General features: G+C 65.1%; 15 protein-coding genes. 11 read left to right on the forward strand and 4 right to left on the reverse strand.

Annotation, left to right across the window (positions count from 1 at the left end):
- The first annotated feature begins 2 nt into the window (after window positions 1-2).
- From soxR to ATY02_RS25780, 11 genes are all read left to right on the forward strand, one after another.
- Window positions 3-482, forward strand: a complete 480-nt coding sequence (gene soxR / locus ATY02_RS25730) for a redox-sensitive transcriptional activator SoxR (protein ID WP_068585548.1) — start codon at window positions 3-5, stop codon at window positions 480-482.
- A 164-nt stretch (window positions 483-646) separates the two neighbouring features.
- Window positions 647-1,114: a VOC family protein gene (locus tag ATY02_RS25735; RefSeq protein ID WP_068585546.1), complete on the forward strand. Its 468-nt coding sequence runs from the start codon at window positions 647-649 to the stop codon at window positions 1,112-1,114.
- 289 nt (window positions 1,115-1,403) lie between these two features.
- On the forward strand, window positions 1,404-2,615 hold the full coding sequence (locus ATY02_RS25740) for a PepSY-associated TM helix domain-containing protein (protein WP_068585543.1): 1,212 nt from the start codon (window positions 1,404-1,406) through the stop codon (window positions 2,613-2,615).
- Window positions 2,612-3,154 (forward strand): thiamine pyrophosphate-binding protein, encoded by a 543-nt coding sequence (locus tag ATY02_RS25745; RefSeq protein ID WP_068585540.1) that lies wholly within the window; start codon window positions 2,612-2,614, stop codon window positions 3,152-3,154. The genes ATY02_RS25740 and ATY02_RS25745 overlap by 4 nt, the downstream gene beginning before the upstream one ends.
- A complete protein-coding gene (locus tag ATY02_RS25750; RefSeq protein WP_068585538.1) occupies window positions 3,151-3,489 on the forward strand; it encodes a hypothetical protein in 339 nt (112 codons plus the stop codon). The genes ATY02_RS25745 and ATY02_RS25750 overlap by 4 nt, the downstream gene beginning before the upstream one ends.
- Entirely contained in the window at window positions 3,486-4,055 is a 570-nt protein-coding gene (locus ATY02_RS25755) for a DUF6162 family protein (RefSeq protein WP_068585535.1), read from the forward strand. The genes ATY02_RS25750 and ATY02_RS25755 overlap by 4 nt, the downstream gene beginning before the upstream one ends.
- Window positions 4,056-4,090: 35 nt before the next feature.
- Window positions 4,091-5,020, forward strand: coding sequence for a metal ABC transporter substrate-binding protein (locus ATY02_RS25760; protein WP_068585532.1), 930 nt, complete (start codon window positions 4,091-4,093; stop codon window positions 5,018-5,020).
- The gene (locus ATY02_RS25765; protein ID WP_068585526.1) at window positions 5,017-5,760 is read left to right on the forward strand and encodes a metal ABC transporter ATP-binding protein; all 744 of its coding nucleotides are present in this window, start codon (window positions 5,017-5,019) and stop codon (window positions 5,758-5,760) included. The genes ATY02_RS25760 and ATY02_RS25765 overlap by 4 nt, the downstream gene beginning before the upstream one ends.
- Window positions 5,760-6,659: a metal ABC transporter permease gene (locus ATY02_RS25770; protein WP_068585524.1), complete on the forward strand. Its 900-nt coding sequence runs from the start codon at window positions 5,760-5,762 to the stop codon at window positions 6,657-6,659. Before ATY02_RS25765 ends, ATY02_RS25770 begins: the two co-directional genes overlap by 1 nt.
- Complete coding sequence (locus ATY02_RS25775) at window positions 6,660-7,613, forward strand: metal ABC transporter solute-binding protein, Zn/Mn family (RefSeq protein WP_068585520.1); 954 nt, start codon at window positions 6,660-6,662, stop codon at window positions 7,611-7,613.
- Window positions 7,614-7,802: 189 nt separating this feature from the next.
- On the forward strand, window positions 7,803-8,627 hold the full coding sequence (locus ATY02_RS25780) for a class I SAM-dependent methyltransferase (RefSeq protein WP_068585518.1): 825 nt from the start codon (window positions 7,803-7,805) through the stop codon (window positions 8,625-8,627).
- Between the two features lie 64 nt (window positions 8,628-8,691).
- On the opposite strand, the gene ATY02_RS25785 is transcribed toward ATY02_RS25780, so the two are convergent.
- The 4 genes from ATY02_RS25785 to ATY02_RS25800 all read right to left on the reverse strand — a co-directional run bounded on the left by ATY02_RS25785 (window position 8,692) and on the right by ATY02_RS25800 (window position 12,585).
- The gene (locus ATY02_RS25785) at window positions 8,692-8,916 is read right to left on the reverse strand and encodes an MbtH family protein (protein WP_022639965.1); all 225 of its coding nucleotides are present in this window, start codon (window positions 8,914-8,916) and stop codon (window positions 8,692-8,694) included.
- Between the two features lie 82 nt (window positions 8,917-8,998).
- Window positions 8,999-10,411: an aspartate aminotransferase family protein gene (locus ATY02_RS25790; protein ID WP_068585515.1), complete on the reverse strand. Its 1,413-nt coding sequence runs from the start codon at window positions 10,409-10,411 to the stop codon at window positions 8,999-9,001.
- 170 nt (window positions 10,412-10,581) lie between these two features.
- Window positions 10,582-11,907 (reverse strand): ATP-binding protein, encoded by a 1,326-nt coding sequence (locus ATY02_RS25795; protein ID WP_068585512.1) that lies wholly within the window; start codon window positions 11,905-11,907, stop codon window positions 10,582-10,584.
- Complete coding sequence (locus ATY02_RS25800; protein WP_022639968.1) at window positions 11,908-12,585, reverse strand: response regulator; 678 nt, start codon at window positions 12,583-12,585, stop codon at window positions 11,908-11,910.
- Window positions 12,586-12,678: the final 93 nt, after the last annotated feature.

Below are 12,678 nucleotides of genomic sequence, written 5' to 3' on the forward strand. Positions count from 1 at the left end.
AGATGATCGATCACGACAGCATCCACAAGGAACTCACCGTCGGCCAGCTGGCGGCCCGCAGCGGGGTAGCCGTCACCGCACTGCATTTCTACGAAACCAAGGGATTGATCAAGAGCCAGCGCAACCAGGGCAATCAACGTCGCTACCCACGCTCGGTGCTGCGTCGGGTCGCCCTGATCAAGGTGGCCCAGCGCCTGGGTATTCCCCTGGCGGAAATCGGCCGGGCCCTGGCTACCCTGCCCGATGATCGCGCACCCACCGCCGCGGATTGGCAGCGCCTGTCGGAACAATGGAGCCGTGAGCTGGACGAACGTATCCAGCAACTGAGCCTGCTGCGCGAGCGCTTGAACCTGTGCATCGGCTGCGGCTGCCTGTCGATGGACGGTTGCCCACTGCGCAACCAGGGCGATTACCTCGGGGAAACCGGCCAGGGCGCCCGGCTACTGGAGCCCGATGCTCCCAACGACGACTTGCCATCCTAGCCAGCGCGGCTCGGCAACGGCCGCCGAGCCGCAGGCATCGCCAGGCAAACTGCCAGGGTTTTGTGACCCGGCTACACCTCGTCGGCCTATCCCACCCCTGCAACATTCCGGGTATAGAGTGAAATCTGCTTGTTCCCCCCACAATAAGAGCAAGGAGCCCCACCATGAGCGTCAAACCCATTCCCGAAGGCTTCATTGGCGTCACGCCCTACCTGGGTATTCGCCAGGCCGCCGAGGCCATCGAGTTCTACAAGAAGGCCTTTGGTGCCGTACAGACCCTGCGCCTGGACATGCCCGATGGCAGCGTCGGCCATGCCGAACTGATCATTGGTGGCGCCCCCATCATGCTCGGCAGCCCTTGCGAGGAGACCCCGATGGGCAGTCCGGAAGCCCACAAGACCTCGGTGGGCCTGCACCTGTATGTGGAGGATGTAGACAGCTACTTCGCCCGGGCGATTGCCGCTGGCGCCAGCGAAGCGGAACCGATCAAGGACCAATTCTATGGCGACCGTAGCGGCGCCCTGCGCGATCCTTTCGGGCATGTCTGGTTCATCGCCACCCGTAAGGAGAACCTGACGGTCGAGCAAATCAATGAGCGCGCCGTGCAGTTGTTCCAGCAACAGGCCCATTGACTCCCCCGGCGCCAGTTTCCACCGGAGCTGGCGCCGGCCCGACCAGCGGCAATCCCACCTCGCTTCCTATTTATCTTCCCACCTGTCGTTGCGATAAATGCCCTTGCCTGCAAGCTTCAACAGGCTCTGTAACATTTACTTTCATGTCGCCTTTCGGGATTTACGATTCTCATTCGTCTTAATTAGATGCAGCAGGCCGCGTTGGCCATGACCCTGCCCAGCGTGAACCACGCCAGGCCCGGTCCGGGTTCCAGTGCCGCTCCACTCCTCGAATCAAGACGCCCATTCAATGTCGAAGAAATCCCGCTCAAAAATCTGGTTTCTGGTGCACAGCTGGCTGGCACTGCCCATCTGGTTCTTCGTGCTGATCGTCTGCGTTACCGGCACCCTGGCAGTGGTCAGCCAGGAAATCGTCTGGCTGGCCAACCCCGATGTTCGCGCCAGCAAGCCCACCGATGATGCCCAACCGCTGAACTACGACCAGATCGTCCAGGCCATCAAGCGTGCAGAGCCCCAGACGCAGGTAGAGACCATCATCACGCCGGATGAAAGCCACTTTGCCCTCAGTGTCAGCGTCAGCTATCCGGACGGCCGCTCACCCACGCTCTACGTCAATCCCTATACCGGAGCCATCCAGGGCACGAGCCCGGACTTCGACTTCCAGGCCTTCACCCGTGCCCTGCACGGCTGGTGGCTGGTCCCCTTCACCAACGGCTACAGCTGGGGCTGGTACCTGGTGTCGCTCCTTGGCGTACCGATGCTCATCTCGCTGATTACCGGCCTGGTGGTCTACAAGAAGTTCTGGAAGGGCTTCCTCAAGCCGACATTGCGCCTGCGCCATGGCGCCCGGATCTTCTGGGGCGACTTCCACCGCCTGAGCGGCATCTGGTCGATCTGGTTCATTGCCGTGATCTCCATCACCGGTATCTGGTTCCTGATTCGCGCGATCCTGGGCGACAACCACATCAGCATCTCCAGCGAACCCATCGTCCCGGTAATCGCCCGGGAACAGGTGCCAGTCAGCGCCGACGGCAGCCCGACACCGATGATCAGCCTGGATCAGGCCATCGCTACCGCCACCCAGAAGATCCCTGGCTTCGATATCAGCTTCGTCAGCCTGCCAAGCAATGCCTACAGCCACCTGTACGTTGGCGGGCGCGGCTGGTATCCGCTGATGTTCCAAACCGCCAATATCAACCCCTATACCGGCTCCCTGGATGCCTCGCACCTGTTGGGCGACCGCTCCACCCTGGAGTTCGTCACCGAGTCCATGCGCCCCTTGCATACCGGTGACTTCGGTGGGATCTGGGTCAAGCTGATCTGGTTCTTCTTCGGCCTGGTACTGAGCATGATGGTCCTCAGCGGCCTGCTGATCTGGACCAAGCGCACCGCCCTGGCCACCGCCAACGCCCTCAAGCGCGAGGAAAAGGCCGCCCGTGCGCGCCCCGTACGTACCCCCACCCCGGCATTGAGCAGGGAAACCTCGGAGAGCCCACTGTGAGCCGGACCCACACCGCTACCCCTGACTCGCCCCTGAGCCGGTTCTGGCACAAATGGCGCTTTCACCTGAACATCCTGCTGGTGTTGATTCCCCTGGGTTTCATGCCCAAGTACTTCGCCGATGCCGCGCTGTTTCGTGGCGATAGCGGCCTGGGCGAACGGGAGATCGGCGAAGTCCAGGTCGGCCCCTGGAGCCTGCGCCTGGCCGAAATGCGCGATGAAGCGCCTCGCAGCGACGGCCCCGCCGGTTATCTAAAACGCTTCAACGCCGCCCTGTGCCAGGCCTGCATCGAACCGGTCAAGGCCACCTACCTGCGCATCGGCAAGCCTCGCAGCCTGCGGGCCGCCGGGGTGATCTTCTTCGGCAGCCCGTACCGCATGGGGGCCAGCCTGCCCATCCCGGAAAAGACCAAGGCCGACGCCGAACTGTGGATCACCATGGAAGGCTGGGACGGCAGCATGCACCAGGCGGCCATTCCCCTGAGCCAGGCCTCACCGGCCACCGTGGCCTGGCTCGAAAAACAAGGAGGCAAACCATGACTCGCGCACTCTTCACCCGGCGCCTCGGCGCCGCAGCCCTGCTGCTCGCGGGCACGACGTTCAGCCACAGCGCCCTGGCCCACAACCCGATGTGCGAGTGCAAGGCCATCGATGCCGAGCAGATTCGCTGCACCGGCGGCTTTTCCGACGGCAGTGGCGCCCCGGGTGTGACCCTGGACGTGATCGGCTACGACGAGACCATCCTGGTACCCGGCAAGCTGGGCAACGACTCGACCCTGACTTTCAAGAAGCCTGCCGCGGAGTTCTACGTACTGTTCGATGCCGGCCCCGGCCACGTCGTCGAGATCGACCAAGCGGATATCGAGGCCCAATGAACGCCACTACCCAAGTCGTGCGTCCCGCCGGCGCCGGTCACGAAACCCTCTATGTCCTGCTGCTGTGCCTGGTGATCCTGTGCAGCGCTGCCAGCGTGGTGCTGTGGCACAGCGAAGCGGACACCAGCAGTGCCATCGCCGCCCATCAACTGGATGCCCGCCGCGACCTGAGCGCCGGCGAACAAGGCATCTATGCCGACCTGCGGGTGACCCTCGACGAGATCCGCCTGCTGCTGGCCGAAGGTCAGGCCCTGCCCAGCCCCGAGCAACTGGCCGAGGAAGGTTTCGCCCCCTTCGCCCAGGACGCCAGCTCGGTCAGCCGCGGCGGACACGCCTGGCAGGCGCTGGACCAGGCCTACCTGGGGCTGAGCCAGAACCCCCAGGTAGCCGGCTCCTTCCTCATGCGCATCGCCCCCGAAAATGCCACCCAGGTAGACATCTGGCTCAACCGCAGTCCCTCGGCCAGCGTCCCCCACGACCTCGGCCAGCAACAGTTGATCGCTGCCGGCTGGCAGCAGGTGGTGGCGCAATTCGATGCCGGAGTGACCCGCCAGCACCGCCACTGAGTCCACGCCGTCCCCCGAGAGAAGAACACTAGCCCATGCCCATTTCATCTCCACGTCGCCCCGTCCTTCAGGTGTTGCTGATCAGCCTGCTGGCCCTGCTCCTTAGCCCCATGGCCAATGCCGATGCCGCCAAGCGCCTGCGCATCGGCATCACCCTGCATCCCTACTACAGCTATGTAGCCAACATCGTCGGTGACAAGGCCGACGTGGTGCCGCTGATCCCGGCGGGCTTCAACCCCCACGCCTACGAACCCCGCGCCGAGGACATCAAGCGCATCGGCACCCTGGACGTGATCGTGCTCAACGGCGTGGGCCATGACGACTTCGCCGACCGCATGATCGCCACCAGCGAGCGCCCGGACATCCCGGTGATCGAGGCCAACGAAAACGTACCGCTGCTGGCCGCCACCGGCGTCGCTGCTCGAGGTGCCGGCAAGGTGGTGAACCCGCATACCTTCCTGTCCATCAGCGCGTCCATCGCCCAGGTCAACAACATCGCCCGGGAGCTGGGCAAGATGGACCCGGCCAATGCCAAGACCTACACCCAGAATGCCCGCGCCTACGGCAAGCGCCTGCGGCAGATGCGCGCCGATGCCCTGGCCAAGCTGACCCAGGCGCCCAACGCCGACCTGCGGGTAGCCACGGTGCATGCCGCCTACGACTACCTGCTGCGCGAGTTCGGCCTGGAAGTCACCGCCGTGGTCGAGCCAGCCCACGGCATCGAGCCCAGCCCCAGTCAGTTGAAAAAGACCATCGACCAACTGCGTGAACTGGACGTCAAGGTGATCTTCTCCGAGATGGACTTCCCCTCCACCTACGTCGAGACCATCCAGCGCGAGTCCGGGGTCAAGCTCTACCCCCTTTCACACATTTCCTACGGCGACTACAGCGCCGACAAGTACGAGAAGGAAATGAAGGGCAACCTCGACACCGTGGTCCGGGCCATCCAGGAGGCCGGGGCATGACCGCCATCGAGACCCTGCTACGAGGCCCGGCCGTGGAATTCGACCAGGTCAGCCTGGTCCTGGGCCGCACCACCATCCTCGACCAGGTGACATTCCAAGTGCAGCCCGGCAGCGTGCACGCGCTGGTCGGCCCCAACGGCGGCGGCAAGAGTTCGCTGATCAAGACCCTGCTGGGACAGATGCCCCACCAGGGCCAGTTGCGCCTGCAATGGCCGACGAGCCCAGGCATCATCGGCTATGTACCCCAGGCCCTGGAGTTCGATCGTGGCCTGCCGATGACCGTGGACGACTTCATGGCCGCCATGTGCCAGCGCCGGCCGGCCTTTCTCGGCCTGAGCCGGCACTACGCCAAGGCCATCGGCGAAGCACTGGAGCGCGTCGGCATGCAGGACAAGCGCAAGCGCCGCATGGGCGCCCTGTCCGGTGGCGAGCGCCAGCGGGTGCTGCTGGCCCAGGGCCTGATCCCGGCGCCGCAACTGGTGGTCCTGGACGAACCCATGTCGGCCCTCGACGAAGCCGGGATCCAGGTCTTCGAACGCCTGCTCCAGGACTGGCGCCAGAGCGGCATTACCCTGTTGTGGATCGAACACGACCTGGAAGCTGTAGGCCGCCTGGCGGACCGGGTCACCGGTCTCAATCGCCGGGTGCTGTTCGACGGCCCGGCGCAGCAGACCCTGACGCCGGAGCGCCTGCTCAGCCTGTTTTCCACCCATCCACGAGCCGCCGGGAGCGCTGCCTGATGAGTTATGAAGCTTTCCGCCTGATGGTCCAGGGCTGGGCCTCTTCAGGCTACCTTCCGGAAGCCCTGGCCTACGGTTTCGTGGTCAACGCCCTGCTCGCCGGCCTGCTGATCGGCCCGGTGCTCGGCGGCCTGGGCACCCTGGTAGTGGTCAAGCGCTTCGCGTTCTTCTCCGAGGCCGTGGGCCACGCCGCCCTGACCGGGGTCGCCATCGGCATCCTCCTGGGCGAACCCTACACCGGCCCCTACGGCAGCTTGTTCGGCTACTGCTTGCTGTTCGGCATCCTGCTCAACTACCTGCGCAATCGCACCGGCCTGGCCCCGGACACGCTGATCGGGGTGTTTCTCTCGGTGTCCCTGGCCCTGGGCGCCAGCCTGCTGCTGATCCTGGCCGGCAAGATCAACGTACACATCCTGGAAAACGTACTGTTCGGCTCGGTGCTCACGGTCAATGGCGATGACCTGCTGGTGCTGCTGGTGGTCGGTAGCATGGTCCTGGGCCTGAGCCTGCCGCTGTACAACCGCATCATGCTGGCCAGCTTCAACCCACAGCTGGCGGCGGTGCGTGGCGTAGCGGTGAAGGCCCTGGACTACCTGTTCGTGATCCTGGTGACGCTGATCACCGTGGCCGCGGTGAAAGTCATCGGCGCGATCCTGGTCGGCGCCCTGCTGGTGATCCCGGCCGCCGCAGCACGCCTGCTCAGCCAGTCACTCAAGGGGTTCTTCTGGATCTCGGTGAGCATCGCCACCCTCTGCACCTTGTGCGGCATCCTGCTGCCGATCGTCTTCGACCTGCCGGTCCCCTCCGGCGCCGCGATCATCCTGGTGGCCGGCATCTGCTTCGCCCTGGCCGCCATCGCCCGCGGCACCGTCCCCAGCCTGAAAGGGAATATCGGATAAATGCACAATTCATCACCCAATCTGTCACTGCCGCGCCTGGCCTTGGTCCTGGTTCTCGGCGGCCTGCTCCATGCCCCGACTCTGTCGGCAGCGGACAATGTCCGCCAGGGCCCGGCACCCACCGCCACCCGACAACCACTGACGGTGCTGGCCTCGCTGCCGGTGACCTTCGGCCTCGGCCAGATCCTGCTGCAAGGCACCGACGTCAAGCTGGAGCGGGCCGCCCCGGCCAACCTGCCGGGCTCGCGGCAAACCGCCTACTTCACCGGGCGCGGCGCCCCGGCCCTGGGCAAGCTGGCCCAGGGTGCCGACGCGGTGATCGGCCTGCGCTCGATCTGGCCGGACGACCCGCTGTATCCCAATGCCCGGCGCAGCAATATCCGCATCGTCGAAATCGATGCCGCACGCCCCGTGGATGGCGCCCTGCCCGGCATCGCTCTGCAGCCGGGCAAGAGCGACGGCCTGAACGCCCAGCCATGGTTGTCGAGCAATAACCTGGGACGCATGGCCGACGTACTGGCGGCCGACCTAGTGCGCCTGGCTCCCTGGGCCAAACCGCAGATCGAGAGCAACCTGGCCAACTTGAAACAGCGCCTGCTCAAGCTCAGCGCCGACAGCGAGGCGCGCCTGGCCGAAGCCGACAACCTCAGCGTGCTGAGCCTGTCGGAACATTTCGGCTACCTGGTCAGTGGCCTGAACCTGGAGCTGCTGGAGGTGGATGCCCGGGCCGACAACGAATGGACGCCCGAGGCCCTGAAGAAACTGCAGGCTCGACTCAAGGACAACGACGTGGCCCTGGTCCTGCATCACCGCCAGCCGTCGGAAGCACTGAAGGCCGCCATCAGCGCCGGCGGCAGCCAGTTGCTGGTGCTGGAAACCGACAGCGCCGACCCTGCCAGCGAGCTGGAAACCAACCAACAGAAGATCATCCAGGCCCTGGCCCCGAAAAGCTGAGCCTGTAACCGTTGCCGAATCTGAAAACGGTCTGGGCGGCACCCCGTCGCAGGGCTGCAATGCGTCCATGACCTGGAGGCTCGGCAACGGCTACAAGTGGCGCGGCGGCGCTTACATATTTCCTCAAGATCGCGCTCATTTCCCGATGCTAGTCTGCGCCTCGCCTAAATAGACGCTAGGAAGAGCGCCATGAGCGATTACGTAAACCTCAACAAGACCAACTGGGACGAACGCGCACCCCTGCATGCTGCTTCGCCGGACTATTGCGTACAGCGTTTCATCGACGACCCGCAATACCTCTCCGACGTGGTGCGTTTCGACCTGCCGCTGCTGGGTGACATCCGTGGCCTGCGCGGCGTGCATCTGCAATGCCATATCGGCACCGACACCCTGTCCCTGGCCCGCCTGGGCGCACAGATGAGCGGCCTGGACTTCTCCCCCGCTTCCCTCGCCGAGGCCCGTACCCTGGCCCAGCGCTGCGACACCGCCATCGACTACCACGAGTCGGATGTATACAAGGCGGCCGATGTGTTGCCGGCGGCCAGCTTCGACCTGGTCTACACCGGCATCGGCGCCCTGTGCTGGTTGCCAAGCATCGAGCAATGGGCCCGGACCGTGGGCACCCTGCTCAAGCCCGGTGGCCGGCTGTTCATCCGCGAAGGGCACCCGATGCTCTGGGCGATCAACGAAGATCACAGCGACTCGCTACGGGTGGAGCTGTCCTACTTCGAGCGCAGCGAACCCTTGGTCTGGGACGACAGCAGCACTTACGTGGAGACCGACAAGGAGCTGGAGGCCACGGTCACCCACGAATGGAACCATGGCCTGGGCGAGATCATCAGCGCATTGCTGGGCCAGGGCCTGGAAATCACTGGCTTGGTGGAGCACCAGAGCATTCCATGGGAAGCCCTGCCCGGGCAGATGGACGCCGACGAACACGGCGAATATCGACTCAAGCATGCGCCCTGGCGCCTGCCGCTGAGCTACACCCTGCAAGCCGTCAAGCGAGCTTGAGCCCCAGGCACGAAAAAGCCCGCTGGACCGAACGTCCAGCGGGCTTTTTCATGGCAGCGAAGGCTTAGCCGGCAACCGCTTGCTGATCCATCTTCTGGCGCAGGCTCAAAGGACGCATGTCGGTCCAGACTTCCTCGATGTAGGCCAGGCAGTCTTTCTTGAAGCCGCTCTTGCCCACGGTGCGCCAGCCTTGCGGCACGGCCTTGTAGTCAGGCCAGATCGAATATTGCTCTTCATGGTTGACCACTACCTGGAACAGGATGTCGTCGCGGTCGAATACGGAAGTCATTGCTTGTCTCCATCACTGAATGAGTGCCGCCGCGCCCAGGCGCGGCGATGGTGTAGAAGTAACGAACCAGGGTCGTGGAAAATTAGAGGCTGGCCACGGCGGCGGCCACCGCCTTGCTGAAGATCTCCGCCACCTGGTCGATCTGCGCCGCGCTGATCACCAACGGCGGCAGGAAACGCACCACGCTGCCATGGCGCCCGCCCAGCTCCAGGATCAGGCCGCGCTTGAGGCACTCGCGCTGCACCAGCGGCGCCAGGCGTTGATGTTGCGGAGGATGCCCCAGGGCGTCCGGTGTACCTTGCGGGTCCACCAGTTCCACTCCCAGCATCAGGCCCCGGCCACGAACGTCGCCCAGTTGCGGGTAGTCGCGCTGCAGGATCAGCAGGTGCTCGCGCAGGCGCTCGCCCATGGCCGCCGCGTGTTCGGTCACCCGGTGTTCCTTGAGATAGCGCATCACCGCGGAACCTGCGGCCATGGCCATCTGGTTGCCACGGAAGGTGCCGGCATGGGCGCCGGGCTGCCAGGTATCGAGCCAGTCGCGATAGACCATCACCGCCAGCGGCAAGCTGCCACCGATGGCCTTGGACAGCACCACCACGTCCGGAATGATCCCGGCATGCTCGAAGGCGAACATCTTGCCGGTGCGTCCGAAACCGCTCTGGATCTCGTCGACGATCAGCGCCACCCCGGCTTTCTCGGTGATACGGCGCAGGCCGCGCAGCCATTCCAAATCGGCCGGGATCACGCCCCCCTCGCCCTGTACCGTCTCGACGATCACCGCTGCCGGCAACGCCACGCCGGCTTCCGGATCGCAGAGCAGGTTCTCCAGGTAGTTCAGGTTGGCCTTGACCCCGGCGGCGCCACCGAGCCCGAACGGGCAACGATAGTCATAGGGGAATGGCAGGAACTGCACGCCGTTGTTCAACAGCCCGGCCAACGCCCGCTTGGGTCCCAGGCTGCCCATCAGGCTCAGCGAGCCCTGGCTCATACCGTGGTAGGCACCCTGGAACGACAGCACGGTGCTGCGCCCGGTGGCGGTCCGGGTCAGCTTCAGGGCCGCCTCCACCGCATCGGTGCCAGTGGGCCCACAGAACTGGATCTTGGCCTCGGCGGCCAGGGCTTCGGGCAACAGGCCGAACAGGTCCTGGACGAACTGGTCCTTGACCGGCGTGGTCAGGTCCAGGGTCAGCAGCGGCAGTTCATCGGCCAGTACCTGCTGGATCGCCGCGATCACCACCGGATGGTTGTGGCCCAGGGCCAGGGTGCCGGCACCGGCCAGGCAATCGATGAAGCGCCGCCCCTCGACATCCTCGACGTGGATACCGCTGGCGCGCTTGAGGGCCAGGGGAATGCGCCGCGGATAACTGCGGGCATTGGACTCCTGGCGATTCTGGCGAGCCAGCAGGGGCGACTCGTCGAACTGGTAGAGCGTCTCGGCCACCGGGGCGGCAAGCCCCACCGGCTGATCTTCCATAAGGCTGGTAACGGCTGACATCTGTGGAACCCTCACGCTGCAATTTGAGCAAAACGGCCACCGGCCGGATGCGCAGCCGAGAGGGGGTGCGCATTGACAGGTTTTCCTGTTCTGAAAACGCACCAGCAGCGTCGGGATTTACACCTTGGATCGGGGAAATTGCCCAAAGGCCCGTCCTGGGCCAGGAAGGCTCAAGCGCGCCGGGCAGGCAGGGTCAGTTCCACCCGCAGGCCATCGGGCTGGCTGTCGAAATGCAGCTCGCAGCCACAGCGCTGGACGATGGCCTGGACGATCGCCAGCCCCAGGCCGCAACCGCTGCTCTGGCTGTCACGCCAGAAGCGCTGGGTCAGGTGTTGCAGATCCGCTTCGGGAATCCCCGGGCCGTGGTCCCGCACCTGGAAACGCACCCGGCCGGCGACCAGCTCCAGGTTCAGCTCCACCGGACACTCTTCGGGCGTATGGCGCAGGGCATTGTCCAGCAGGTTGCGCAAGGCGGCGATGGCCAGGGTCGAGGGCATATCCACCGCAGCGCCAGCCGCTGTCGGCTCCAGATTCAACTGGACCCGCTGGCGGGCGCCGACGACCGCGTCCTGGATCGCCAGGCGCGCCACCTGTTCCGCCGTGCACTGCACGCCGTCATCGAACGACAGGCTGCCCTCGACGCGAGCCAGCAACAACAGTTGCTCCAGGGTCCGATGCATGCGATCAGCGCCCTCCTCGGCCCGGGCCAATGCCTGGTCGTGGGCCGCGCCCTCGGTCATTCGCGCCACTTGCAGGTGGGTCTTGATCGCCGTCAGCGGGCTGCGCAGTTCATGAGCGGCATCGCCGGTCAGCCGCCGCTCGCGCTCGATGGTCCGGGCAATGCGCTGGAACAGCTGATTCTGGGTTTCCAGCAGCGGGCGCAACTCGCTGGGCATGGGCTGGATCTGCAACGGCTCCAGGGAATCGGCGCTGCGGCGCATCAGGGCATCACGGATGCGGTTCAGCGGCGCCAGGCTCTGGCCGATCCCCAGCCACAACAGCCACAGGCAACCCAGCAGGGCCACGCCCACCGGCACCGAAGCCGCCAGCAGGATCGACAAATTCAGGGCCTCGCGCTCCACCTGGCGGTCGGCGGTGGTGATACGCAGGTCGCCACGCACCAGGGTGAAGGTGCGCCAGGGCGCGTCGTCGATCATCTGGTCGTGAAACCCCAGCTTCTCGGCTTCCAGCGGGTGATCGGGAGTACTGTGGCTACGGGCCAGGATCTGTCCGCGCAGGGAGCTGACCTGGCAAGCCATGCCGCCGGGAATGCTCAGGGCACCACTGTCGATGTGATCGTGCGGGCCATGGGACGGTAATGCCGGCATCTGCTCCAAGAGGCCCGCGACCATTCGCGCCGAAGCCACCAGTCGCTGGTCCAGGGAAAACATCATCTGGTTGCGTAGATCACTGAGCATCCAGGCCGCGGCCAGGGTCCAGATCAGGATGAAGGCAGCGCCCAGGGTGATGCTCAGGCGCAGGCGCAGGCTCCTCACTTAGCGACTCTCCTCGCCATCCGCCGGCCCCAGGCGATAGCCCAGGCCCCGTACGGTCTCGACGATGCCATTGCCGAGCTTGCGCCGCAGGTGATGGATGTGCACGTTCAGGGCGTTGCTCTCCAGCTCGTCGTTGAAGCCATAGACGCTGTCCTTGAGCTGCTCGCTGGACAGCACCCGGCCACGGTTGTGCAGCAAAGCCTGGAGCAACGACTGCTCGCGCCGGGACAGGTCCACCGGCTGCCCGCCGAGCAAAGTCTCGCGGGTGCTGGGGTCGTAGGTCAGGCGTCCGTGCTCGATCAGGTTGACGCTGCGTCCCGCCGCCCGGCGCAACAGGGTATGCAGGCGCGCCGCCAGCTCGCGCAGGTCGAAGGGCTTGAGCAGATAGTCGTCGGCCCCGGCCTGCAGGCCGTCGACCCGATCGGTCACCGCGTCCCGGGCGGTGAGGATCAGCACCGGGATCTCCAGGCCCTGCTGGCGCTGCTGCTTGAGCAGTTTCAGGCCATCTTCATCCGGCAGGCCAAGATCCAGTACCATCACGTCGAAATCGGCCACGCCGAGCATGGCCCGCGCCGCCGAAGCGGTGGCCACATGCTCGACCGTCAGGCCCTGGGCCGTGAGGCCAGCGACGATCCCGCTGGCGATCAGCTCATCATCTTCACAGACAAGTACGTGCATGGTCGGTCCTGTACAAAGGGCGTTGATTAAGCAAGCGGCGGATTAAGCGGACATTATGCCCGCCCGCTCCGGGCCACAAGGCGCGGTTTAATC

Source organism: Pseudomonas sp. BIOMIG1BAC, from assembly GCF_001705995.2.
GTDB lineage: Bacteria > Pseudomonadota > Gammaproteobacteria > Pseudomonadales > Pseudomonadaceae > Aquipseudomonas > Aquipseudomonas sessilinigenes.

Coding starts and splice junctions, on each gene's coding strand:
- soxR (WP_068585548.1), top strand. CDS start 3: ATGATCGATCACGACAGCATCCACAAGGAACTCACCGTCGGCCAGCTG.
- ATY02_RS25735 (WP_068585546.1), top strand. CDS start 647: ATGAGCGTCAAACCCATTCCCGAAGGCTTCATTGGCGTCACGCCCTAC.
- ATY02_RS25740 (WP_068585543.1), top strand. CDS start 1,404: ATGTCGAAGAAATCCCGCTCAAAAATCTGGTTTCTGGTGCACAGCTGG.
- ATY02_RS25750 (WP_068585538.1), top strand. CDS start 3,151: ATGACTCGCGCACTCTTCACCCGGCGCCTCGGCGCCGCAGCCCTGCTG.
- ATY02_RS25755 (WP_068585535.1), top strand. CDS start 3,486: ATGAACGCCACTACCCAAGTCGTGCGTCCCGCCGGCGCCGGTCACGAA.
- ATY02_RS25760 (WP_068585532.1), top strand. CDS start 4,091: ATGCCCATTTCATCTCCACGTCGCCCCGTCCTTCAGGTGTTGCTGATC.
- ATY02_RS25765 (WP_068585526.1), top strand. CDS start 5,017: ATGACCGCCATCGAGACCCTGCTACGAGGCCCGGCCGTGGAATTCGAC.
- ATY02_RS25770 (WP_068585524.1), top strand. CDS start 5,760: ATGAGTTATGAAGCTTTCCGCCTGATGGTCCAGGGCTGGGCCTCTTCA.
- ATY02_RS25775 (WP_068585520.1), top strand. CDS start 6,660: ATGCACAATTCATCACCCAATCTGTCACTGCCGCGCCTGGCCTTGGTC.
- ATY02_RS25780 (WP_068585518.1), top strand. CDS start 7,803: ATGAGCGATTACGTAAACCTCAACAAGACCAACTGGGACGAACGCGCA.
- ATY02_RS25785 (WP_022639965.1), bottom strand. CDS start 8,916: ATGACTTCCGTATTCGACCGCGACGACATCCTGTTCCAGGTAGTGGTC.
- ATY02_RS25790 (WP_068585515.1), bottom strand. CDS start 10,411: ATGTCAGCCGTTACCAGCCTTATGGAAGATCAGCCGGTGGGGCTTGCC.
- ATY02_RS25800 (WP_022639968.1), bottom strand. CDS start 12,585: ATGCACGTACTTGTCTGTGAAGATGATGAGCTGATCGCCAGCGGGATC.